We start from the raw sequence: 23,143 nt of genomic DNA, 5'->3' as shown, positions 1-23,143 counted from the left end.
ACCGCCCCGCTCAAAAGTAATCTCCGTTCGGCATGACCCTATGAGGCTGTGCACTCAACAGCACCGCCCACGAGGCTAGCGTTGGCTGCTCGGCCAGATCGACAAAGGTTACCTCTGTTCCTTCCACCCGAAAACGCTCCGCCAGGCTCATAATGCGTATGGAATCGAGCCCCCAGATCTCAATGAGGTCATCATGCTCCCCGATCCGGGATGGTTGCTCTTGCAGCAGTTCGGCAACCTGTACTCGCAGCGCGTCAAGTCTCGCCTGAGCACCGCTGCCAGTACTCGTCTCAGCAGACTCCATCGCTGCAGCAGTGTGTGATCTTGCCTCCGAGAAGCTTGCCCCGACCGAATCGTTTCCTTTAGCAGAGGCCCCGAGCAATTCAAGCAATCGCCCGGTGGTCAGCGTTACTGCGCAGCGCTCGGACGCATAGGTAAGTGCCATACGGTGCTTCTCAGCTGAAAAATCAGCTACCGCGTCAGCAACCAGGAAGGCCTGAATATCCTTCATAAATGCCTCACAGGAGGTCATCAGACAACCAATATGAGCATAGATGCCGCATACGATCAGCTGATCCCGGCCCTGCTCCTGCATCAATTCAAGCAGTTCCGTCTTCTGGAAGGCGCTGTACCGCCATTTGGTCATAAACGTATCCTGCGGAGCAGGTGTCAGTGGTTCAATGATTTGCTTTTGCGTAGGTCCCCCATTAATGCCCGCTCCCCAGAAGTCCAGCTGCAGTCCGCGCTGCTCCGGTGTCTGTCCACCCGGCTGGGCAGAATACACCACAGGTATGCCCAGTTCATGACACTTTGCACGAAGTTGTCCAATATGATCAATCAGCTCCACTACAGGTGATTCCCCTGCCGTAAAAGCATCCATGAAATATTGCTGCATATCGTGAATAAGTAGTACTGCACGCTTCGCATCCGGCGTCCACGCTACCTTATTGACCGGAAGCTCCGACTCTGCAGGCATTGCATATGACTTAATCACTGGAAGTGCCATCCATATCCCTCTTTTCAGCGTTATTTATTTCAAACCGTTTCAACGTAGCCCTGCATCAAGATCGTTATATGGGCTGCTTCATCGTCAGCATCTCGCGGAGTGCCTTCTTGCTAACCTTGCCGACACCCGTCTTGGGAAAAGATTGGACAAACTCAACCCGATCCGGGATTTTGTAGCTCGCCAGGCCGCGACTGCGCAGATAGGACTTGATTTCGGCAGCAGCCAGATTCTCGCCGCTGGGTACGATAAACGCACAGGAGCGCTCGCCTAAATATTCATCCGGCATAGACACCAGTGCTGCATCATGAACACCCGGATGAGCCAGCAGATGGTTCTCCACTTCTTCAGCAGCTACCTTGTCTCCGCCACGGTTGATCTGATCCTTCGCCCGGCCCTCCACAATGAGGTAACCCTCGGGTGTTAAGCTCGCAATATCTCCTGTACGATAGAACCCATCTGTGGTGAAGGATCTCGCGTTGTGCTCTTCGGCCTTGTAATAACCACGAATGGTATAGGGCCCCCGGGTCAGCAGATGCCCGGATTGCCCCAACTCCACTTCAATGTCCTCGTCATCCACAATCTTTACCTCGTCGTAGGGGGACATCGGTTTACCCTGTGTGTTAATAATGATGTGCTCGGGATCATCCAAACGGGTATAGTTCACAAGCCCCTCGGCCATGCCAAAGACTTGCTGCAGTGTGCAGCCCAAGACTGGTCTGACGCGTCCCGCCACCTCCGCACTGAATTTGGCTCCACCAACCTGGAGAACCTTCAGTGATGTCAGCTTGGTTCCTCTCGCAGCGGCCGCGTTCAGCCAGATCAGGGCGAGCGGGGGCACCAGCGCCGTGATGGTCACCTGATGCTCCTTCATGAGCGGGAAAGCTTCATCCGGGCTTGACCCCCGTGACAGCACAACCGTACCTCCTGCATATAGCGTGCCTAGTATTCCTGGCGAACTTAGAGGGTAATTATGCGCTACAGGCAGAACAGCCAGGTATACACTTTCCGGGCCGAGTCCGCAGACCTCGACGCTTCTCCGCAGACTGTAGATATAGTCATCATGGGTGCGCGGGATCATCTTGGACAGTCCGGTGCTTCCACCAGACAACTGAAGAAAGGCTACATCCGAAGAGACTGGTTGATCATCCTGCAGCTGAACGGGATCAATATATAAATCCTCAAGATTAGTAAATGCACCGGCTTCTCCCGCCACAATAATATGTCTAAGGCTCGGCACCTCTGCCTGAACTTCTGCTGCAAGTTTGCGATAATCAAATCCCCCATCCTGATCCGGGATCAGATAAGCAACAGCCTCAGAGAAGCGGGCGAAGTACTCGATTTCACTTTTCCGATGCAAAGGCAGTGCAAACACCGGCAGTGCTCCCAGACGGAACAGGGCAAAGATCACTTCAACAAAAGCCGTTATGTTCGGCAGCTGCACAATAACGCGGTCATATTGCCGTATTCCCTTGGCATACAACCCTGCCGCCAATTGGTCGACTCGTCTGTCCAACTCTGCATAGGTTAATTGCTCTCCACCGCTAATAATGGCAGTACGATTGCCATAACCATCCGCACGCTGCCGGAGCATTTCTCCAAATGTAATGCCCTCCCAGCAACCTTCCTGACGATAAAACTCTGCAAACTCTTCAGGCCAAGCCTGATATCCTGGCAGCATCTTTTTTATTCCTCCTTCAAATGGGATACGGTGGAGTCCAAACCCATGGCAAGCAGCATTGTTCTGAATTTGGCGGAGGTCTCTGCCAGTTCCGCTTCCGGTGTGGAGCCCGCTACGATGCCTGCCCCAGCGAATAGTCGAAGTTCATTGCCCTCCACTTCCGCACAGCGGATGGTCACAGCCCATTCCCCGTCTCCCTCGCTGTCGCACCAACCAACCATGCCGGTGAACAGTCCGCGATCAAACGGTTCCTGTAACCCAATGGCCTCTTTGGCCGTTAATACAGGCGTTCCGCAGATAGCCGGGGTCGGATGGAGAGCAAAGGCCACCTCCAGTGACGAAATATCTCTATCCAGCAATTCTCCATGAATCTCGGTAGACAGATGCCACATCGTGCTTGTCTGGATCAAGGAGGGCTCTGCCGGAACGATCAGTTGTTTGCAAAGAGGTCGGAGTGCAGCAGCAATAGCATCAATGACGACAGCATGCTCATGCCGATCTTTGGCTGAAGCCAGCAGTGCCTCTGCGCGGCGGCGATCCTCAGCAGGGTCATCACTACGAGCAGCGGAGCCAGCCAGCGGATTCACCCGTATGATGGTGCCTTTTCGAGTAACCAACAGCTCCGGACTTGCGCCAATAAACGTACGTGTGCCTTGGTGATCGACTTCACACTCGTCGCGATTTATCGTTGTTATAGTACTTTCCATTTTGGAAACTTTCCTCATGGGAACTGCAAACGTATACCCGTGTGCATTATCCCTGAACAAATTACGCAGAAGCTGATGTGTATCCACAAGATCCTCTGAGACCACATGCAGTGTGCGGGATAACACAACTTTGTCGAGTTCTCCCTGCTCCATCTGCCTCAGCACATGATTGACACTTCGTTGATACATCTCGGCCCCAGGCACTTCCTCAATCTCGCAGCCAGCCGCAGCCGGGCGCCTCTCGTATAATCCGTTTGCAGCATGGCTTGGAGGTTCTGCCCATTGCACCGTTTCCGGGATCAACAGCTCGGCTGAGGACTGACTCGGATCAAAAGGTATCGCTCCCACCACAATTGGTTTCCGAAGGCCCGTTTGCTGCGCTTCCTGAATCATTTGGCGAACCTGTTCGATAACAAAATGTACTCCTTCCACGTGGTAATCATGGGCATGATCCATGTTTCCTGAGGAATCAGATACCACCTGCTGCTGAACAGCGGAGACAGGAAACCTCATTCGCTCGCCTTGAGCGAGCAAGGTATGTTGCGGTGAAGACCAGAAAAAGGACGTCCCCTCCCGATATTGTTCCAGAAGGTGTAAGGCGGAGGTTGCTGCGATTGCACCCGCTTTTGACATATTCATCATCTCCTTATCTTGATTCAGACGCCGAGTGTGGCGCCTCCATCCACACACAAATTATGCATGGTAATATGCCTCGCCTGGTCTGACGCCAAAAAGAGTACGGCATCCGCGATATCGGAAGGCAATGCCAGCCTGTTCAGAGGAATGCCGAGACGGTACGCCTGCTGCGATCCTGCAATGATGGCCTGAGCGCCATGATCATCCTGCCATAAGGCCCGCTGCATGGGGGTGTCCGTCGACCCTGGAGATACAATATTGCAGCGGATATGCTGCTCCGCATATTCAAGTGCAAGACATTTGGTAAACATGGTGGACGCCGCCTTGGAGGCTGCATAAGCCGACATGTGCATCCGGGGTACGCCTGAAGCGTTCGAGCCAACAGTAACCACTGTTCCCGATTGGCGCCTTGCCATATTTCGTACAACTGCACGTGACATATAAAATACACCGTGGGTATTAACATCGAACGTTCTTGTCCATTCCTCGTCACTCAGGGATGCCACTGTACCTGTATGCAGCACACCAGCCGCATTGATCAAAATGCCAATCGGTCCAAGTGTAGCCTCGATTCGCTGTACGGTATCGTCTACCGATTGGCGATTCACAATATCAGCAGGATAAGCAGCCGCCTGATGACCTTGATGATTTAGATCCACAGCCAGCTGATCGAGCTGCTCTTCCCGAATATCTACTGCTGCTACAACTGCACCCTGTTCAGCCAGAGCTCTGGCAACCGCTTCGCCGATTCCCTGTGCTGCACCGGTGACCAGAGCCACCTTTCCATGAATTCCTGTATAGCTCACGCTGTATACCTCCCCTGACTTACTGCCTGTTGAACGTTGACTCATTGTTGAACTCCATTGGACCATCCATGACATCTCAGCCAATCCGAAAGCAGCCTATCCACAACTAAATCAAACAAACATCTATTCTTCCGCCCCTACGCTTCAGGACTGCAGGCCAAACGTATCGTACGACTGATCAGAAACGGCAGCACCGAGACATGATTCTCCTTCTCGAACTCGGTATATTGAATATCGAGGCCCGGCTGTTTCAATGCAGATAAGCGTTCCGTTAAACCCGATGCCTTGTCATTGTTGCGGGCAGGATGGTTCTTCTCCTGTTCGCCCATGCCAATCCAGACCTGAACGTTGACCGGATGCTGCTCCAGACCTGCGATGAACTCCTGTTCCTCGGCCAGCATCACCTTCTGGTTCCAATGAAGCGAAGGGCTTCCAGCAATGTAGTAACGGAAAGCGTCCGGCTTGGTAAAAAGGGTGTGCAGAACGAACAACCCGCCAAGTGAATGGCCAAAAATGGCCTGTCTGTTCCGATCGATGTTGAACTGCTGCTCCATGTCCGGCTTCAGTTCCTCTTCAATGAACTGCAGAAAAGCATCAGCTCCCCCCTGCTCAGGCAAAATTGTTCCATCCGACTTGTGGGTATATTCCGTCGTGGCCTGCGGAGTAAAATCGTAATATCGATGAGGCGAGAACGGGGCGGCAGTCGGGTACCCGATTCCAACAATGATGGCCGGGAGTGCCCCGGTCTTCTCGGGTCTGCGTCCCTGTATGCGAGCCGCTTCTACCATCGTGCCGAACACAGAGTTAGCGTCGAGCAGGTAAATCACAGGATATCCAGACGGCGGGGCGGCCTCTGCGGGCTGATATACCATGATCTGATAGGCATGATTGCCCGCTCGTGATTTCATCGTCCACTGTTCTGAACGGGGAATGGGAACAGCACTGCGTGTCATCTGCTCAAGGGTCCCTGAGGCTGATTGATTATGCTGAAACGTCATTACGGATGGATCCTCCTCGTTGTTCAACTCACATTGCTATGTGTATATAGATCATATTTTTTATATGAGATTGATTCTCATTACCAATTATAAAAGAGTGATTTCGGCTGTCCCATGGACGATATCCAGAATTCATTTTGATTATCTCCATATTTACATATTTTTCTTGATCCACTTTTGCCTTGGCAAAAAAACAACAGCTCCTCCCCGTGACACCTCAAACACAGAAATAATATCCGGTTCGAGGCACTCCGAGAAGGAGCTGATTCATCGCTATTATTGGGTCAATGCCTTCAATGTATCGTCAATGACATGACCATAGGCAATCAATCCACCGCCCAGCCATGGTGCTGGCTCGACTGCATATACATTTCCTGCTTTAACGGCAGGCATACTTTGCCATACTTTGGTATCTGTCATCTCCTTTATGCTTCCTGGTCCCTGTTCCACGGTGAAGATATAATCTGCGTCAATCTCGGGCAGCACTTCGGTGGATACAATCGCACTGTTCTCCGTCTCGACGAGCGCAGGCTTCCCGAGTCCCAACTGTTCGTATACGACATAGCCGCTGAAGTAGTTTCCGCCCATCATGCTGATTCCGCGGGGAGCAAAGCGGATAATGGCCGCTTTCTTGCCGTCCGCTACCTTGGCGATCTCAGCCTTCGCAGCGTCTACCTTGGCGTGGTATGTCTTGATGGCCTGTTCTGCCTCAACCGTTTTGCCAAGCAGATCGCCAATGATCTCCAGTGACTTCTCTACATCCCCCGATGCATTGTTAAATACATAGGTTGGTGCAATCTTCGAGTAACTCTCATATACACCATTCTCGGCGTAATTCGCCGTGTGCAGGATAATAAAATCAGGGTTGTAAGCCATCAATGCTTCAGGAGAAGGCAGCCCACTCGAGAAATCGAGTGTAGGTACGTCACTGAGCTGATCCTGCAAGTAAACATGCCCTTGGGTGCCGCTTGCCCATTGAGCAACGGGCTTGACGCCGAGTGTAAGCAGGGAATCCTCGAGATAAGGTGCAAATACACGCTCCACTTTGGCAGGAACCACCACATCATGTCCCATTTCGTCTTTTACAGTCCGTTCGCCAGCCGCAGTTTCTGCAGTCTCTTCTTCTTGTACGGCCGTTTCTGATGAGGCTGTTGTGGAGGCCTCGGCTGTCTTCTGCTCCTGTTGGGCTACTCCTTCATGTTCTGATGTGGAGCCACAGGCTGACAGTAATCCCACCATTAATACGAGCACAATCAAGGCCGACAGCCGATGATTAATCCATCTACTTGGAGCGAAACGCTGCCCGATCTCTTTTTCCTGCTGATGCATGATAGTTCCCCCTTGATAAACATTCTCATTTAGATAGATGGATTATATGTCATGTCGCTCGTGAATCACCATGGACGTTATCCAGATATATATTTGGACAATATCCCGTGAAAATGAGCAATGCCTCATCCAGCATGCGCATAACGCCTACTGCAGAGTAATCGAACCAGGGATCGCCAGTGATCAGGTGTGTCTGATACTGACGCACAGCGTTCAGCTGTCTCCATACTGGCGAGTGCTGCAGACTGAGCCAGTATGCCCGAGATACGGCCTCGGGACATACCATGATCAGGATCCGGTCCGGATTCATTACATTTAATTGTTCCAGCGTCAGCGGTGTATTGGTACTAACATCGGGGAAGGTCTCCAGCTGCAATGCGCCATAGAGCACCTCCTCGATCCCCGGATTACTATAGAGATAGAGGCGCTGACCATATACCCTGATCACAGCCACCTTCTCGCATCCCACTTCCTTCTGCACGGATTCCCGCGCTTTCTCTACCCGCTTGTTATATAGTCCGATCCACTGTTCTGCCTGTTCCTCCCGTTCCAGGAACGCAGCAATCATGCGCAGCTGTGCACGCCAATCGGTCTGATGCTGGGGTACAAAACAGCAAGGCGCAATCTCGGCAAGTCCAGCTTGATCCTCTTCACTGAGTTGATCAGTACCAATGATGGCATCCGGCCTTATGTGCACAAGCCGCTCCACGTTCGCTTCGAATCTCCAGCTGGTATAAGGATCTGTTAGTTTAAGATGGGCCTGGATTTCGGTGCGGTGCGCGTTATAATAATACGCTGTCCATTTCGGATCGATGGGCGCAGCAATGGGCATGACATTGAGGGCCAGTAGATGTCCGATGACGCTGGAGGAGCAGGTGGCAATGCGTTTTCTGGCGTTCTTGGCATAATCGGAAGGAGAAACGCCGACTTCCTTTTTGAATTTGCGGCTGAAATAATATTCATCGCTGTATCCAACTCTGAGCGCGATATCACGCAGTTTATATCCGGATTCCTTCAGATAACGCTTGGCTCGGTTAATGCGGAGATCTGTCAGATACTCCATCGCGCTGAGACCGTAGGTTTTTTTGAATAGATCAACAAAATACTTCGGACTGATATTTGCTCTCTGAGCAAGATCGGCAATAGACAATGCTTCATTGTAATGCTCGTCCATATAGGTTTTTACTTCAGCAAGGTCCGTCTTGGGGCTGCGACTCATAACGGGGGCTCGCACAGCACGGTGCAATTCATTCTCCAGTAACATGAGGCCACTCCTCTCGATTTGTTTGATCATCTTAATATGAAGCGTACAGCGTACGTTGAGGTCAGTTGACTGATTCATCATTTATCGACAATGATAATCATTATCAATTAAAGTATCATATTCTTTTCCTCTCAGTCAATCCATATATGGAAATATGTGCACCCGTTTTAGTTCGAATGATCATCGTCATCCATATACACAAAAAAAGAGCTAACGTCGTGAAGATGCACGCGTTAGCTCTTGGATTTAATTCGTTATCTCAATTGTATTTATTCGTTCCTAGTCCCGGCTCCGCAGCTTGCTGAGCAGACGTAAAATCTCGATATACAGCCATACCAGGGTAACCATAAGCCCAAATGCGCCGTACCACTCCATATATTTTGGAGCACCTTGTTCAGCACCACTCTCAATAAAGTCAAAATCAAGCACCAGATTCAGCGCTGCCACGATAACGATCACGACAGAAATCCCAATTCCGATCAGACTATTGTCATGCAGATAGGGAACGGTAATTCCGAACAATCCCAGCACGAAACTGAGCAGATACATGATCATAATGCCGCCGGTTGCCGCTACCACTCCCAGCTTGAAGTTCTCCGTAGCTTTGATCAGTCTCGTTTTGTAAGCGACCAGCAGGGCAATGAACACTGCCATAGTCAGCAAAGCAGCCTGCAAAGTGATTCCATTGTACAATGACTCGTAGGTTGCGGAGAGTGCGCCAAGGAACATGCCTTCCGCGATGGCATAGATGGGAACCAGATAGGGTGCTGCCACAGGTTTGAACGAGATAATCAATGCCAGAATAAATCCGACGATGGCACCTCCGATGGCGAGAGGAAGCACTTCCTGACCGTTAAAAAACATCATCCATGTCGCAAATGCACTGCCGAGCAGGATGACCAGCGTAATGAATGACTTGTTCACTGTGCCGTTAATCGTCATGTAACGCTGGTACCGGTCATCTCCATATCCACCGGCATTTTCAAATGTACTGTCCTTGAGTGTGGGGTTACCACTGCGTCCGATCAAAACAATCACCTCTTCTATGTATTGGGTCAATCTTTGAAACCACTCTTTACGTTCTTTGCGTTCTTCATGTTCTACTACATTTCCAGTGATCTGCTATTCATATCTTTCGATGTTCAAGTACAGACTTGGATGCAATCGGTCGATCACATCCTTATCCATCGTTATAACCCTGTAGGACATATGTCCCGGGCTGTAAAATCTCTTTTTAGCTTGATACAGACATTTAAATGCTAGTTGTTGCTGTAGTTACCTCAGCAGAAGACTTAGTTATAGAACACTTTGTCTACATTGTATTTCGCACGCATCGTATTAATGATATAGGTCTCATAAATTTCACGGTCTACGGCATCTTCCACCAGACAAACCTCAATGGTCGCCACTTCTTCCCGGTGGTTCTTCATTGGAGAAACGGTATCCTCAAAATGCTTCTTGATCCGAGGTCTCAATTTTCTTGCTTTCCCGACAAATAACAGCTCCCCATCGGCATTGTAAAACATGAAGATTCCACCCTTTTCACGCGTGATCAGGTGAAAATCGGTGAAACCATAGATGTGGCTAAGCTGCGGGTTTGCCTGCTTGGTGATGGTTACATCCGGCGTTGGTACGGTAATCTGAATCATTGGGCTCACTTCCTCATTATCTATAGGCTTACATCCTATCATACATTATTACAGGAAACCATTTCATTCTATAAGATGCACAATTCACGCTATTTTCAACTATTACGACAATAATTTCAAAAAAAAGGTTAACTTCCCTGATTCAAAGTGGTACTATAGGGGTATGAGGAAGAAATTGGGCACTAAGACATATGTCTTTATATCTACTTCAGTCTATTGTACCCTATGAATCATGATCTTTTTCATACTGTATTCTGTAATGTGCGCACCACAACAAGAGGACAGTTAGCACGTATTGCAAGTCTGTAGCTTTTAGGATTCATCATCAATACGACCCTTGCAGCAAGCAAATGTAGGAAGAGATTCATTGTAGATTGTAACGTAGAAAAAGAAGTAGATGTAGAAGTAAGAAGTGGATTTGAATTAGAAAGCCTGCAATTCAGTCAGCAAGGACCAACGAGATCCACGTAGAAGAACCGATAGCTATCGATCCTAGCAAAGAGAAGAATGGTCATGCCATGCAATCTTAGTAAGTCATAACTTCATAACAGCAGATCTATATAGAATTGGATCAAGCTACACCCACAGCCCGGCACGAAGCCAGGGCTTTTTTACGTTGTCCCACTGATATCCCAACCCCTCGTAATCAACCGATTATTGTTATTTTTCATAAGCAATTCCCCCCTGCCTTAAACCATTTGTAACTGCCCCCGTATACTCCTATCTACCTTCATTGAATCTTGAGTTCGCAGTATATTTAAAAGAAAAAAAGAGACGCCGACCAAGCGGCATCCCTTAAATTACTTCAGAAAGGTCCATCTACGCGCGGTGATCGCGGAGGGAACCTCAGCTCCCTACAAATAAGCCTTTCCTCTTCCTCGACTCAAATAAATCATCAAAAACACAAACGCCGCGGCAAAAGAAGCTGTAATGATCCAGATCGGAATCCGTGGATCAAGCGCGTATGCCCACCCTCCCACGATACCGGCCGGGGAAGTAAGCAGCAGGATGACGACGGAAAGCATCGAGAATACCTTCGCTCTTTTTTCGTCGTCGATCGCGTTCTGGACGGCCGCTTCGAGGTACGGCGAGCTAATCATCAATCCGACGGCGGCAAGCACGGTACTCAAACCAATCCAGACCAGATTCGACGTCGGCCACAGCACTAGCATCACGTTCGAAAGCAACGACAGTAAAAAGCCAGCCATCATCGAGCGCGTTTCTCCTTCGGCTGGAATCTTCGGCATGATGAACCACAGCGCGAGCAGCATAATAATAGAGGAAACAGCAGGAACGAGCGAGATTAGTCCGCTGTCCACTTTCAGATAGTCGGCTAGATACAGCGAAAGATAGGTCGTTTTTAGCGTCATTTGGAAGTTGAACAGGATATAAACGACGAAGATCAGCATCAGGCTGCGGCTGGCAAACAGGTCTCGGATCGCGCCGCTGTAGTCGATCAAACTCTTTTTGAGCCCGAGTTCCTTCGTCTCTTTCATTTTCCGATAGCCCATTTCTGTTTCCTTCGTGGTCAGGTGCCGCCCGATGAATTGGAAGGTCATTAGCACCGAACACAGCACATACATGATCCGAGTGCCGTCCACCAGTCCGTAATAATCAACCAACAGACCACCAAGCGGAGCGAACAAACCACCGACAACGCCGATGATCTGAAGCAGCGTGAAAACGTAAGTCCGATCCTTTTTTGGCGTATCCTCGACGATCAGACAGTAAAAGGCGATATGCGGAACACGCTGAAGCCCGTTGATGAATGTCGCGATAACGAAAAACCAGACATTTTGGGAAAAGGCAAAGATCAGCATCGCCACGCTCCAACTAAGCACGTCGAAGGTGAGGATGGCGCGTTTGCGTCCCATTCGGTCGGTCAAATACCCACTCATGAATGATGACAGCACCTGCACGATCAGCCCGAGCGTCGTAATCCAGCCAATATTGGTCTCGGTAACGCCCAGCTCATACATGTACAGCGTAGCGTAAGTTGCCATCATGCTGTACGGAATCAAGAAAAACGGTTCAAAAGCGAGACAGCCCCGGCTGTTGCCGCGAAGTCTCGGGAAAAGCGTTCTTGCCATGCGGGATTTCCTCCGGTGTCGTCATATTGGAATTAAAGCATTTTGGGTCATGTTCAAATATAGGTTACTATAGAAAAATCATGAAAAATAGAGGCATTGAAAAAAAATTAACGTGACTAAATGCGGCTGGATGGAACGACAGCTATCGGTTCCAGGTTCCAACCACCTCGTGATGGAAACAGAGGTATTGTGGTTCTTTCGGTCGGGTTTATAATATGGCAAGATAGCAAACAGAGGGAGTGATGGGATGTATTCCGATCTGCAACTGACGGAGGACCGCCCTGTATATATACAAGTCAAAGATTATATGAAGCGATTGATGCTCAAAGGCGGACTGCAAGCGAAGCAAAAGCTGCCCTCCACCCGTGAACTCAGCACACTGATGAAGGTTAGCCGCAGCACCGTCCTGCTCGCTTATGCCGAGCTTGAAGAAGAAGGTCTGATCTATGCCGTCAAAGGCAAAGGCAACTACGTCAGCCCCATGATTGAAACGCCTGAGCCAACCAATGGCTGGCAGCTGGATTGGAAGAGCCGCGTAAGCGACTATGCCATCCAGGCGGAACAATATGATCTGATGAAACATGGTTCTGGTGCAGAACGTGGCGAGATCTCGTTTACCAGTATTGCCCCGGATGAAAAGCTGTTCGATCTGCATAATGTGAAACGGGCCTTCCTTGATCGCATGTCTCTCGAAGGCGAAGTGCTGCTGAACTACGGATATGCACAAGGCTACCGTCCTTTGATGAACTATCTGCTCCGGTACATGGAGAACAAGGGTGTTGACCTGACCGGCAAGGATATTCTAATTACCAACGGATTCACGGAAGGCTTCGATTTAGTGCTTGGTGCACTGCGCAGACAAAGCGGCAGAGCTCTATGCGAGAATCCTACCCATCATACGGCCATCAAAAATCTGAAGCTTCATGAGTTCAACCTCACAGGTGTGGACATGGAGCCGGACGGACTCAATCTGCAGCAGTTGGAACATGAACTCGTCACAAGTTCGTATGATCTGGCCTATTTGGTACCTTCTTATCACAATCCAACCGGAACGGTGACTTCTCCTGCCAAACGGGCAGAGATTATCCGGTTAATGAATCAGTACGAAGTGCCCATTATCGAGGACGGGTTCAATGAGGAACTGCGTTATTCCGGTTCCCACGTCTCCCCTCTCATCGCTAGTGCGGGCAAGGGTAATGGACTGGTCTATCTGGGCAGCTTCTCCAAGGTACTCTTTCCCGGGCTGCGAGTAGGCTGGGTCATTGCAGATGCAGCGCTGATTGATTATTTGGAAAGCATGAAACGGGCCCGGAGCATTCACACCTCAACACTGGACCAATCCCTGCTCTACCAATACTTGAGCAACGGCAATTTTGAGAAGTATCTGAAGCGGGCCCGCACTGAATATAAGCGGAAATACGAACTGGTCGTGCGCTGCTTGCGCAAGCATCTGCCCATGTGCCAGATCTCCGGCGAGGGCGGTTTGCATTTGTTTGTGCAATTCCCTCCGGAATACCGGACCCGGGAATTGCTGGCTGCCTGCAAGGTGAAGGGTGTGACCTTCACGCCCGGCGATACCTTTTATTTGGAACCAGGTCAGGGGTTAAATACGATGCGCCTGGGCTTCTCAAGGGTCAGCGATGAGAATATTCGCAAAGGTATTCGTATCATTGGTGAGACCGCAGCTCAGATGAGCTGAAACGGCTGAAAAACAACATGGGAGGATTACACATGAAGGTTGGCGTGATTATGGGCGGTACATCTTCCGAGCGGGATATTTCCCTGCTCACCGGACAGGAAATGATTGCCCATCTGGACAGGGATAAATATGAGGTCATTCCCATTGAGCTAAGCAGCAAACGGGATCTGATCGACAAATCGGCGGGTATTGATGTAGCCTTACTCGCACTGCATGGCAAATACGGCGAAGACGGTACAGTTCAAGGTACACTGGAGTCGCTGGGCATCCCATACACCGGTTGCGGTGTCTTGTCCAGCAGCGTATGTATGGATAAGGACATGTCCAAACAGCTCATGCACCATGCGGGCATACCTACTGGAGCGTGGGTGCAGGTGAACCATCTGGAAGAACTGTCATCTACGGTGGTGCAGCAGTTGACGTATCCGGTCGTTGTGAAGCCCAACTCCGGCGGCTCCAGCATTGGCACCCAGGTTGTTCAAGAGCCTTCATCTCTTCAAGCCGCGGTTGAAGCCGCACTCAAATGGGATGACACGGTCATGATTGAACAATATATCGCAGGGGATGAAATTACCTGTGCCATTGTAGATGGCAAGATGCTCCCGATCATCTCCATTCGTTCAAGCGCCGAGTTCTTCGACTATAGCTCCAAATATAATGATGGCGGTGCCGAAGAACAGGTGATTCAGCTGCCTGCCGACATTCACCAGCGCGTGGAAGATGCCGCACTTGCCTGTTACCGTGTGCTGAAATGCAGCGTCTATGCCCGCGTGGATATGATCATCCGTGATGGCATGCCTTATGTGCTTGAAGTCAATACGCTTCCAGGTCTTACCCGTAACAGTCTGCTGCCCAAAAGTGCAGCAGCTGCAGGTATTTCCTTTACGGAGCTGCTGGATACCATCATTGAACTCTCACTGAAGGAACGAAATAAGGAGGCACAGCTATCATGAACCAGGATGTAACAATACGCAGCAGTTCAACGGACGATCTGCAGGATATGGTCATTCTCATGGACCAACTGGGCTATCCTACGACGTATGCTGAAATGCAGGAGCGTTATGCCCACATTGCAGCTGATGCAAATTTTAATACGCTCGTCGCCGAGGTTCGTGGACGTGTGGTTGGACTAATTGGCATGCAGACCTCTTACCTGTATGAGAAAAACGGTCAGCACTGCCGCATCCTGGCACTCATCGTGCATGACCAGTTCAGAGGCACCGGGATAGGCCGTCAGCTGATTCTGGCAGCAGAGCAGTGGGCAGCCAGCCAAGGCATAGACTCGCTCTCCTTGAACAGCGGTAACCGTCCCGACCGTGAAGCAGCTCATGAGTTCTATCGGCAAATGGGCTTTACCGCCGGAAGTACTGGATTCAGCAAAAAGCCGCAGGCTCTTCAGCCTGCCTAATATTCGATCATAATAATAAAAGCGCCTGTCCCCAACAACTTGCTGGGAGTCAGGCGCTTTCTGATGACGGAGATTACAAGGAATCTGGCATACTCTGAAATCCCCTCTCGCACATACAGATGTCGTACAGATGTTATGACTTATGGTCGATCGATAAAGATCCAGCCGGTTTCTTTTTCCTTATCCACGCTCGCTCCAAGAGACTCAGCCATGAAGCGCAGTGGAACATAAGTTTTTCCATTTTTGCCCACATAGGCCGATTCAACCATGGTTACTTCCTTGCCCGCAACCGTTGCGTTCTTGGAACCCACAGTTAGAACAATCTCATTGCCTGTAATATCGTCAATAACAACGATGGTATCTGATCCCTTGGTCCATTTCACCTCAGCATCCAATTCCTCGGACAGGTAACGCAGAGGAACGAATGTTGTATTTTTCACCGTAATGGCACCATAGATCTCATCTTCCGGATACAGCATAATGCTCTTCCGAGTGATGCCGGCTTCGTCTTTCAGCAGCTGATACACGACAGAATTGGAATCAAAGTTGCGCAGCATCTGTCCCGGAGTGATATCTTCCTTCATCAGATCGATTACGCCACCTGTTGTATCAACCGCATCCACGGTTACCGGTCCACCGATATTCCACTGCTCGCTGTCTGCGTATAGCGTCACGGATTGCAAAGGCAGATCCTCGGAGGCAGGCAGTGCCACTTTCAACTCAGCATTCTGCTTGCGGATGTTCAGCGCACTGTCGAGATAGAAATCGAGCTTAAACGTTGTATCTGTTCCAAATACCGTCTTCAGTTCGGGCACTTCATTCAACAATTCGTTCAACCCTTGATCATAGTTAACCAGAAGCTCGTCGAGTCCTGCCTTGATCATCGGGTACATGGTTGCAACAGCTGCCTCCTTGGATTCTGGCATTAAAGAGGTCATGGCTCCTGTGTCCACTTCTTCCACTTGATTGATTGCTGTCAGCAGTGGATAGAACACCTCATATAGATCGCCGATCAGATCCTTGAGTCCTTGCTCATCCTTGGCAACACTTGTCAGGAACGGTTTAACCATGGCAAGAATCTCTTCTCCAGTGATCTCCATATGAAGCTTGGAGAGGCTGAGGGACTCACCGTTAACTGATTCCTGTACAGGCGTAACAGAGATATTTTTCGGATTGGACAAATGCTTCAGGACAAAGGAAAGCAATTTGGGAGAGAGCTCCTCGATCTGCTTTTCCAGAGCCTTGGTGTCCATCATCGGAAGCGTTTGCGCGCCTTCCAGAGCCTCAAGTGATATGTACAGCGGCTTCTGCGCACCGTCCAGGTCGATCACCATTTGGGTTTCGTCCATGGAAAGGTGGAAAGGCAGTTTGGTTCCTTGGAAACTTACAGCGCCTTGGATTGATGCCGTTTGGGCATCCTTCACTTTGGCATTCTCAATGTCCAGGGATACGGAATTAATAAGTTCAATCATTTCGTTGTCTTTCTCAGTAGCGAATTCTTTAGCCGGCTCTATGTTAATGTGCATGGACTGTTTCGATTCACCGGATTTTACGTTTGTACTGTTGGCCATGGCTTTACTAATATCCACCCCACCAACAGCCTGACATCCCGTAAGCGCCACCATCATCAAAACGAGTGGTACGGCGATCCACTTGGCTAACCTTCGATTTTTGATACGATCTCCTCCTTAGGAAAAATGTGGTTCATTCCTATTATGAGGCCAACAGGTAAATGTTGTAAACCAGTGGAACGTAAAAACGCCAAAAAAGGCCGGAAATGTGTCCGACCTTTGGATAAGAATCTATTTTAGACGACCTCGTACATTACTCTTCGGTTTCCTCGGCAACCTCTTCAGTCGGTTCATTGTCCTCTGTCGTTACAGGGGTTTCAAATTGATCCGGCTCGTCGTCTTGAATGGCTTTGTTCTCTTCATTCTGGTCCTGTGTCATCCGTAATCCCTCTCTTCTACCGGATTTTCGTGATAATTATCAAGGCAATCGCCTTATTTTTATCAATAACCCGAACCGAAGCAGCTTAAACATGAAGGAGCGTCACCTTTATGAACCGTTTCAGAAAATATAAAAGACGATTCCATTCCCGGCGGCTGCAGTTGCCTGATATAGAGCCTGAACATCATTCATTGTTTGAACGATCTCCCTGAACGTCTCCTCTGCATCCCAGCCTTCCATGACCGGATAGACGCCCTCCGTAACCATTTGGTCCAGGTCAAAACGTGCCCTCAGTTCGTCGGGGTCCAGCTGCTCCAGAGCCATATAGGCTTCCAGCACCTGTTCGTTCGAGAGCAGAAACAGATCCATGTCAGAATAGTTTCCCAGATATTGCTCCCCTGACATCGGCACCACATATCCCAGAGGCGGCTCTCCATCCGCCAGATTACCGGTTAATGTGAACTGAAGCATCTGCCACGTTTTATCAATATCCAGATCAACGGAACAATCATGCACACTGATCTCGCCTGACTTGATTGATTCAATCAACTCGTCAGTCACCACAAGATATCTACCGGACATTCCCATATCATGATCCCTCCTATGATTTTAATCCTCTGTCCCCCATTAACCGTGCATGTTCCAAAAGAATCGGGGTAAAAAGAGGTAGAAGTCATATTACGATTACAAAATCCCATGATCAAGCATGGCAATACCATACATGTTATCTCAAGGAGGGACCACACCGATGAAAAAATTCGATTACACCCTGAATTATGAAGAGCTCGATCTGCGCAAACATCCCGAGCTATATACCGTCGGACGGGGAGAGCAGGGTGTACTGATGGTGGAACCCTACAAGAGCGAGATTCTGCCCTATTGGCGTTTTAAAACACCCGAGATCGCGACCGAATCATCGGAGAAGATCTACGAGCTATTTTTGGAATATAAGAAAAAGGAAGATTTCGTTGGCATGGATATGGCGCGCAAGTTTCTGCAGATGGGATATACACGGGCCCGGCGATATACGAACCATAAAGGTGGACGCAAATATTCGAAAGAGGACGGTTCGATTCTTCCCTATCAGAATGACAAAGTGAAAGCGGAAGCTGCAGCTATCTTCAAGGCACAGTGGGAGATTGCCAAGACTGACCCGGATTATATTGAAATGAAGAAGCAGCACCGGGAAAAGTACGAATCCGAGAACGAATAGACACTTGGGTAAAAAATACATGGCTCATCCCGATACTCCTTTTGATATAATGCTTTACGTCGATCTACAGGACGAAAACATAATGAGATCACTCAAGCTAAAGGAGCCTTCATGAAATTACCTAGTCGCCCTATCTCCATCACACTGACATGCATCGCGATGTACCTGTTCATCCTGCTGCCATTACCTGCGTCTGCAGCCCAATCCGAGCTTGCGAGGCAGCGTGAAATGACCGCCTTCAGTCCACTGCAAACGGTTGTGGATCAGATGCAGCCCGGATGGAACCTCGGCAACTCATTGGATACGGTAGGTCCGGATGAAACCTACTGGGGCAATCCACGCGTTACTTCGGAATTAATCGGAAACGTTGCCGCTCAAGGATTCAAAAGCATACGAATCCCCGTTACTTGGGACCAGCATATTGGTGCCGCCCCGGATTACCGGATAGATCCTGCTTACATGGGACGGGTCCAGGAAGTGATCAAATGGGCACTGGATGCCAATCTGTACGTCGTGTTGGATCTCCATCATGATTCTTATCTCTGGATCAGTCAGCTGGAAACCGATCATGACCAGGTACTCGCTCGTTACACAGCAGTGTGGACCCAAATTGCGAATCAATTCAAGGATGCTCCACTGAGGCTGATGTTCGAAAGTGTGAATGAACCGCGCTTCAATCGTGGAATCACTCAGGCGGGTGATATGGGAGCAGGAAGCAATATCGATGAGCCAAGGCAGCTTACCCTTTTGCATGAATTAAACACGACGTTTGTGAAGCTGATTCGCAGCACTGGCGGCAATAACGAAGAGCGTGCACTTCTGCTGCCTACACTTGAAGGTTCACCGACACAGGCAAGGCTTGACAGTTTGAGGCATACCATCACTGAACTGAAGGATAAGAACCTGATTGCCACCGTGCATTACTACGGTTACTGGCCATTTAGCGTTAATATCGCTGGACACACCACGTTTGATACCGATACCAAGAATGATGCTGCCAGCACGTTTAACAATATATACAGGGCACTCGTCACGCAGGGGATTCCGGTCGTTCTTGGCGAGTACGGACTGCTGGGATTCGATAAACATACAGATGTTATTGAACAGGGCGAAAAGCTAAAATATTTCGAATTCATCGGGCATGAGCTGAAGGACAAAAAGATCGCATCCATATTGTGGGACAATGGCCAGCATCTAAACCGGGAGACGTATGTGTGGTCCGATCCGGCTCTATTTCAGATGATTCAGGCAGGATGGACAGGCCGTTCTGCTGTTGGAGATCGTGACCTACTGTACCTGAGGCAAGGCTACCCCATTCAGGATACGGAGCTGACAGTCAAGTTAAATGGAACTAAACTCGTATCGCTCTATGCAGGTGAGCAGCTGTTGAAACAAAACGCAGACTATTCATTCAGCGGGAGTACGCTGCTTATCCAAGCAGATGCATTATCCCGTATGGTTAGCAAGGGCGACCAGCTCGGCAAACAGGCTATCATCACAGCGAAGTTCAATCAAGGTGCAGACTGGACATGGAAGCTCGTCGTATCGGCCAAGCCCGATCTGGAGAATGCATTCGGTACTACAGAGGATTTCTCCATACCAACGCTCTTTCATGGGAATCAGCTCGCCACCATGGAAGCCGTCTATTCCTCTGGAGAGTTTACTGCTCCGCAGAACTGGACTCCTTACAAAGAATTCCTGACTACATTTGCACCTTCTTATGAAACAGATCAACTGATTCTGCAGCCGGAATGGCTGAGTGAACTGCATAACGGGCAGATTGATCTGGCCTTCCATTTCTGGAGCGGTGAGGTCATTCACTATACGCTGTTCAAAAGCGGGAACCAGATAACAGGGAAGGCACTTCATTGATGAGCCGTACAATCAGGCGTAGAATGGACAGCATGGTATGGCTCTGCGAGCGGGAAGTTCGCAAGGCTCTGAAGAAGGTGATGACATGTTATGGATTATTGGCATCCTCGGTATCGTTCTACTTACGCTGTGCACGGCAGGAGCCGGTGTAGGAATGGTGGTAGGCTTCTTTTTTTTCCTCATCGGTTTCGGGGAAATGAAGAACAGGTCACGGACTCTTAGCAGTCTACTGCTGAGCAAGGATACGCTGATGATCGTGGGAACGATGGGCGTTGTGCTTGTTTATTTTCTTCTCTCCTACTGGAATCTGAAAATGATTGGTGATGCAACCTTTCCGGGTCTGCTGAGTTCCGCAATCAGGGAAATCTCCGGGAGACAGCTGCTTGCTGCAGCATTCTTGTACACGCTCTGGACAACAATCAGCCTATACTGGCTGCTTCCGAAAGTATTCAGCTTTAATGGATTAGGCCTGAAAATTCAGCTGATTGCACTGAGTGCAGCAGGAACCAGCATTCTGTATGGCATCATAAAATTGTAAAACAGCCCAAAACAAAAAAAGGAGTGGAAGCCCAGCTTGGTATGCTGAGCCTCTACTCCTTTTGTTACGTTAAAATAAGTGATGTTCGCTTTTCTCTGATCGACGAACGGGCAGAATTAACGCGCTTCACCATTCTCCGCTTCCCAACGTGCAATTTCATTGCGAACGATTGGAGCAACCTCTTTACCAAGCAATTCAATGGCTCTCATCACCTCATTATGCGGCATTGTGCCGAGAGGGGTGTGCAGCATGAAACGAGTGATGCCAACTTCCTTGCGCAGGTAAATAATCTTCTGAGCCACGGTCTCTACGTCACCAACGTACAATGCGCCTTCAAGACTGCGTGCAGCATCAAATGTTGCACGGCTGTAGTGCCCCCAGCCACGTTCACGGCCCAGTATGTTCATGACAGCCTGAGCAGGTGGGAAGAATTTCTCAACAGCCTCATCCATCGTATCCGCGATAAAACCGTGAGAGTGTGATGCCACCGTCAGTTTGGAAGCATCATGCCCTGCATGGGCTGCTGCTTTTTTGTACAGCTCCACCAGTGGGGCAAATTGAACCGGACGACCACCAATAATCGCGAGTACCAGCGGCAGACCGAGCAGACCTGCGCGTACAACCGATTCCTGATTACCACCACTACCAATCCATACGGGCAGCTTCTCCTGCACTGGACGCGGGTAGATACCCAGATTGTTGAAGGAAGGACGATGCTTTCCTTCCCAGGTTACCTTTTCCGAATCACGAAGCTTAAGCAGCAGATCCAGTTTCTCATCGAATAACTCGTCGTAGTCGTTCAGATCATAGCCGAATAGAGGGAAGGATTCGATAAACGAACCCCGGCCCGCCATAATCTCCGCACGTCCATTCGAGATGCCGTCCAGCGTTGCAAAGTCCTGAAATACCCGTACCGGATCATCCGATGACAGTACAGTTACAGCACTGGTCAGCCGGATGCGCTTGGTCTGTGAAGCCGCTGCTGCCAAAATCACTGCCGGGGATGATGCTGCATAGTCAGCACGATGATGCTCCCCTACGCCGTATACATCCAGACCGACCTCGTCAGCCAGGACAATCTCTTCTACAACATCACGAATACGCTGTGCGTGACTTATGAGTTCTCCAGTTTTCACATCTGGATTTGTCTCTACAAAGGTACTAATTCCGATTTCCATGTTCTGTTCCTCCCTGTTTATGAAGCGATCCGTCGTTCATCTAACCTATTGTAAGTAGATCACCTTTTGTTATGTATCTTAATATTGAACTATTTTGAAGAAAAACACAAGAGCCCTCTTTCTCCAGAGGGCATGATTTTGATATATTATTCTCTATTTTTGTGACATTCATGATTATTTCTTGGTCCCGATGTACAGCAGGTGAGAGGAAATCCCCAGAATTGTAGGATCTGCTGCCTTCTCAATCATGAATTGGATCATCTCTTCATACTCCCCGCGCTCTTTCCAATACTGCTGCTGTTCTGCTGTGAGCATGGCTCCGAGGCTGGATGATCCAATCAGATTCACCGTTTCGAATCCGTGCTGCTCCATGAATGGTTGAATGTCCTGAATGTTAAAATAGTACGCCCCTGTGAATCGGCCCTGATCCTGATGGTCGAATGTCCCCTTTTCCATAAAAGCACGAATGGCACCCATATGATCATTCGGTTTCCAGTGCTGGGGAGACTGCAGCGAGTTAATGCCCATTCTCATTCGGCTTTGCATCGCGATGTACACCATGCCGCCTTGCTTCGTTACCCGGTGTAGTTCTCTTACAGCCGCTACCCGCTCCTGTTCAGTCTGGAGATGATACAGCGGTCCCAGCATCAGCGATGCATCGTATGTATCGTCAGCCAGCCCCTCCAGACGGGTTGCATCCAGTACGTGGAATCCCTCAAACTGCTTCGTCAGATCATACTCCTTAGCCTTCTGCCTAGCGATATCCACGGAAGCAGGTGTCAAGTCTGACAGGGTTACTCGGTATCCATCCCTCGCAAGCTCCATCGCATATTTCCCTGGCCCTGCGCCATTATCCAGAACGAGTCCAGCTGCAGGAAGATGTGCCCTGATGTAATGCATGTTAATGATGAACTCCAGCGGTTCTCGCTCCAATCTTCCCCATTCGTCAAACCCGGAATAATAGTCAATAATGCGTTCTCTTGTCATTCATCCGACACCTGCCTTTTTTCATTTAGGGTCAAAAAATGCAAAAAACCTGCCACCTCAACTAAGAGGCGACAGGTATGACCTTCGCGGTACCACTCTTCTTCATCCATGGACCATGCTAATGACAGATCTCTC

The 23,143-nt window shown here is 49.5% G+C and carries 21 protein-coding genes; 6 read left to right on the top strand and 15 right to left on the bottom strand.

Features of this window, described 5'->3' with window-relative positions; translation table 11 throughout:
- Positions 1-10: 10 nt before the first annotated feature.
- The 10 genes from ABIC22_RS10500 to ABIC22_RS10455 form a co-directional block, all read right to left on the bottom strand.
- Complete coding sequence (locus ABIC22_RS10500) at positions 11-1,006, bottom strand: isochorismatase family protein (protein ID WP_354480661.1); 996 nt, start codon at positions 1,004-1,006, stop codon at positions 11-13.
- Between the two features lie 64 nt (positions 1,007-1,070).
- Positions 1,071-2,684, bottom strand: a complete 1,614-nt coding sequence (locus ABIC22_RS10495; protein WP_127537506.1) for a (2,3-dihydroxybenzoyl)adenylate synthase — start codon at positions 2,682-2,684, stop codon at positions 1,071-1,073.
- Between the two features lie 5 nt (positions 2,685-2,689).
- Positions 2,690-4,024: an isochorismate synthase DhbC gene (dhbC, locus tag ABIC22_RS10490; protein WP_354480659.1), complete on the bottom strand. Its 1,335-nt coding sequence runs from the start codon at positions 4,022-4,024 to the stop codon at positions 2,690-2,692.
- 23 nt (positions 4,025-4,047) lie between these two features.
- Entirely contained in the window at positions 4,048-4,833 is a 786-nt protein-coding gene (locus ABIC22_RS10485; RefSeq protein ID WP_354480657.1) for a 2,3-dihydro-2,3-dihydroxybenzoate dehydrogenase, read from the bottom strand.
- 137 nt (positions 4,834-4,970) lie between these two features.
- Positions 4,971-5,831, bottom strand: a complete 861-nt coding sequence (locus tag ABIC22_RS10480; RefSeq protein ID WP_354480655.1) for an alpha/beta hydrolase — start codon at positions 5,829-5,831, stop codon at positions 4,971-4,973.
- A 276-nt stretch (positions 5,832-6,107) separates the two neighbouring features.
- Positions 6,108-7,160, bottom strand: coding sequence for an ABC transporter substrate-binding protein (locus tag ABIC22_RS10475; RefSeq protein ID WP_354480653.1), 1,053 nt, complete (start codon positions 7,158-7,160; stop codon positions 6,108-6,110).
- Between the two features lie 49 nt (positions 7,161-7,209).
- The gene (locus ABIC22_RS10470; RefSeq protein WP_354480651.1) at positions 7,210-8,424 is read right to left on the bottom strand and encodes an AraC family transcriptional regulator; all 1,215 of its coding nucleotides are present in this window, start codon (positions 8,422-8,424) and stop codon (positions 7,210-7,212) included.
- A gap of 279 nt (positions 8,425-8,703) precedes the next feature.
- Positions 8,704-9,453, bottom strand: a complete 750-nt coding sequence (locus ABIC22_RS10465) for a Bax inhibitor-1/YccA family protein (protein WP_127537512.1) — start codon at positions 9,451-9,453, stop codon at positions 8,704-8,706.
- Positions 9,454-9,716: 263 nt separating this feature from the next.
- The gene (locus ABIC22_RS10460; protein WP_095290710.1) at positions 9,717-10,073 is read right to left on the bottom strand and encodes a nucleotide excision repair endonuclease; all 357 of its coding nucleotides are present in this window, start codon (positions 10,071-10,073) and stop codon (positions 9,717-9,719) included.
- 854 nt (positions 10,074-10,927) lie between these two features.
- Positions 10,928-12,163 carry an MFS transporter gene (locus ABIC22_RS10455; RefSeq protein WP_354480649.1) on the bottom strand — a complete coding sequence of 412 codons (1,236 nt, stop codon included), beginning with the start codon at positions 12,161-12,163 and terminating at the stop codon, positions 10,928-10,930.
- A gap of 247 nt (positions 12,164-12,410) precedes the next feature.
- On the opposite strand from ABIC22_RS10455, the gene pdxR reads away from it, so the two are divergent.
- From pdxR to ABIC22_RS10440, 3 genes are read left to right on the top strand one after another with little or no spacing between them, the layout of a single operon-like run.
- Positions 12,411-13,862 (top strand): MocR-like pyridoxine biosynthesis transcription factor PdxR, encoded by a 1,452-nt coding sequence (pdxR, locus tag ABIC22_RS10450; RefSeq protein ID WP_354480647.1) that lies wholly within the window; start codon positions 12,411-12,413, stop codon positions 13,860-13,862.
- Between the two features lie 32 nt (positions 13,863-13,894).
- Positions 13,895-14,815 carry a D-alanine--D-alanine ligase gene (locus ABIC22_RS10445; protein WP_354480645.1) on the top strand — a complete coding sequence of 307 codons (921 nt, stop codon included), beginning with the start codon at positions 13,895-13,897 and terminating at the stop codon, positions 14,813-14,815.
- On the top strand, positions 14,812-15,270 hold the full coding sequence (locus ABIC22_RS10440; protein ID WP_354480643.1) for a GNAT family N-acetyltransferase: 459 nt from the start codon (positions 14,812-14,814) through the stop codon (positions 15,268-15,270). Before ABIC22_RS10445 ends, ABIC22_RS10440 begins: the two co-directional genes overlap by 4 nt.
- A 140-nt stretch (positions 15,271-15,410) precedes the next feature.
- Here ABIC22_RS10440 and ABIC22_RS10435 read toward each other — a convergent pair whose 3' ends face one another.
- From ABIC22_RS10435 to ABIC22_RS10425, 3 genes are all read right to left on the bottom strand, one after another.
- The gene (locus ABIC22_RS10435) at positions 15,411-16,859 is read right to left on the bottom strand and encodes a copper amine oxidase N-terminal domain-containing protein (protein WP_354480641.1); all 1,449 of its coding nucleotides are present in this window, start codon (positions 16,857-16,859) and stop codon (positions 15,411-15,413) included.
- Positions 16,860-17,094: 235 nt separating this feature from the next.
- Positions 17,095-17,220: a hypothetical protein gene (locus ABIC22_RS10430; RefSeq protein WP_260504010.1), complete on the bottom strand. Its 126-nt coding sequence runs from the start codon at positions 17,218-17,220 to the stop codon at positions 17,095-17,097.
- Between the two features lie 120 nt (positions 17,221-17,340).
- Entirely contained in the window at positions 17,341-17,808 is a 468-nt protein-coding gene (locus ABIC22_RS10425) for a YfbM family protein (protein ID WP_354480638.1), read from the bottom strand.
- A gap of 160 nt (positions 17,809-17,968) precedes the next feature.
- Between ABIC22_RS10425 and ABIC22_RS10420 the strand changes: the two genes are divergently transcribed.
- The 3 genes from ABIC22_RS10420 (at position 17,969) to ABIC22_RS10410 (ending at position 20,843) form a co-directional block, all read left to right on the top strand.
- Positions 17,969-18,433, top strand: coding sequence for a DUF4385 domain-containing protein (locus ABIC22_RS10420; RefSeq protein ID WP_354480636.1), 465 nt, complete (start codon positions 17,969-17,971; stop codon positions 18,431-18,433).
- Positions 18,434-18,544: 111 nt separating this feature from the next.
- The gene (locus tag ABIC22_RS10415; protein ID WP_354480634.1) at positions 18,545-20,305 is read left to right on the top strand and encodes a cellulase family glycosylhydrolase; all 1,761 of its coding nucleotides are present in this window, start codon (positions 18,545-18,547) and stop codon (positions 20,303-20,305) included.
- An 85-nt stretch (positions 20,306-20,390) separates the two neighbouring features.
- The gene (locus tag ABIC22_RS10410) at positions 20,391-20,843 is read left to right on the top strand and encodes a hypothetical protein (protein WP_354480632.1); all 453 of its coding nucleotides are present in this window, start codon (positions 20,391-20,393) and stop codon (positions 20,841-20,843) included.
- A gap of 116 nt (positions 20,844-20,959) precedes the next feature.
- Here the strand turns inward: ABIC22_RS10410 and ABIC22_RS10405 are convergent, their stop codons facing one another.
- Both ABIC22_RS10405 and ABIC22_RS10400 read right to left on the bottom strand, forming a co-directional pair.
- Positions 20,960-22,021, bottom strand: coding sequence for an LLM class flavin-dependent oxidoreductase (locus ABIC22_RS10405; protein ID WP_095360258.1), 1,062 nt, complete (start codon positions 22,019-22,021; stop codon positions 20,960-20,962).
- Positions 22,022-22,195: 174 nt separating this feature from the next.
- The gene (locus tag ABIC22_RS10400; RefSeq protein WP_354480630.1) at positions 22,196-23,008 is read right to left on the bottom strand and encodes a class I SAM-dependent methyltransferase; all 813 of its coding nucleotides are present in this window, start codon (positions 23,006-23,008) and stop codon (positions 22,196-22,198) included.
- Positions 23,009-23,143: the final 135 nt, after the last annotated feature.

Source organism: Paenibacillus sp. PvP094 (assembly GCF_040546835.1).
GTDB lineage: Bacteria > Bacillota > Bacilli > Paenibacillales > Paenibacillaceae > Paenibacillus > Paenibacillus illinoisensis.
Note: the sequence above shows the minus strand (reverse complement) of the source record. Positions and strands in the feature narration are given on the sequence as shown.

What these genes read in the sequence shown, in the direction of transcription:
- ABIC22_RS10470 (WP_354480651.1), bottom strand. Translation starts at nt 8,424, where the DNA reads ATGTTACTGGAGAATGAATTGCACCGTGCTGTGCGAGCCCCCGTTATG.
- ABIC22_RS10495 (WP_127537506.1), bottom strand. Translation starts at nt 2,684, where the DNA reads ATGCTGCCAGGATATCAGGCTTGGCCTGAAGAGTTTGCAGAGTTTTAT.
- ABIC22_RS10430 (WP_260504010.1), bottom strand. Translation starts at nt 17,220, where the DNA reads ATGACACAGGACCAGAATGAAGAGAACAAAGCCATTCAAGACGACGAG.
- ABIC22_RS10440 (WP_354480643.1), top strand. Translation starts at nt 14,812, where the DNA reads ATGAACCAGGATGTAACAATACGCAGCAGTTCAACGGACGATCTGCAG.
- ABIC22_RS10410 (WP_354480632.1), top strand. Translation starts at nt 20,391, where the DNA reads ATGTTATGGATTATTGGCATCCTCGGTATCGTTCTACTTACGCTGTGC.
- ABIC22_RS10425 (WP_354480638.1), bottom strand. Translation starts at nt 17,808, where the DNA reads ATGGGAATGTCCGGTAGATATCTTGTGGTGACTGACGAGTTGATTGAA.
- pdxR (WP_354480647.1), top strand. Translation starts at nt 12,411, where the DNA reads ATGTATTCCGATCTGCAACTGACGGAGGACCGCCCTGTATATATACAA.
- ABIC22_RS10405 (WP_095360258.1), bottom strand. Translation starts at nt 22,021, where the DNA reads ATGGAAATCGGAATTAGTACCTTTGTAGAGACAAATCCAGATGTGAAA.
- dhbC (WP_354480659.1), bottom strand. Translation starts at nt 4,024, where the DNA reads ATGTCAAAAGCGGGTGCAATCGCAGCAACCTCCGCCTTACACCTTCTG.
- ABIC22_RS10475 (WP_354480653.1), bottom strand. Translation starts at nt 7,160, where the DNA reads ATGCATCAGCAGGAAAAAGAGATCGGGCAGCGTTTCGCTCCAAGTAGA.
- ABIC22_RS10500 (WP_354480661.1), bottom strand. Translation starts at nt 1,006, where the DNA reads ATGGCACTTCCAGTGATTAAGTCATATGCAATGCCTGCAGAGTCGGAG.
- ABIC22_RS10420 (WP_354480636.1), top strand. Translation starts at nt 17,969, where the DNA reads ATGAAAAAATTCGATTACACCCTGAATTATGAAGAGCTCGATCTGCGC.
- ABIC22_RS10445 (WP_354480645.1), top strand. Translation starts at nt 13,895, where the DNA reads ATGAAGGTTGGCGTGATTATGGGCGGTACATCTTCCGAGCGGGATATT.
- ABIC22_RS10455 (WP_354480649.1), bottom strand. Translation starts at nt 12,163, where the DNA reads ATGGCAAGAACGCTTTTCCCGAGACTTCGCGGCAACAGCCGGGGCTGT.
- ABIC22_RS10400 (WP_354480630.1), bottom strand. Translation starts at nt 23,008, where the DNA reads ATGACAAGAGAACGCATTATTGACTATTATTCCGGGTTTGACGAATGG.
- ABIC22_RS10460 (WP_095290710.1), bottom strand. Translation starts at nt 10,073, where the DNA reads ATGATTCAGATTACCGTACCAACGCCGGATGTAACCATCACCAAGCAG.
- ABIC22_RS10480 (WP_354480655.1), bottom strand. Translation starts at nt 5,831, where the DNA reads ATGACGTTTCAGCATAATCAATCAGCCTCAGGGACCCTTGAGCAGATG.
- ABIC22_RS10415 (WP_354480634.1), top strand. Translation starts at nt 18,545, where the DNA reads ATGAAATTACCTAGTCGCCCTATCTCCATCACACTGACATGCATCGCG.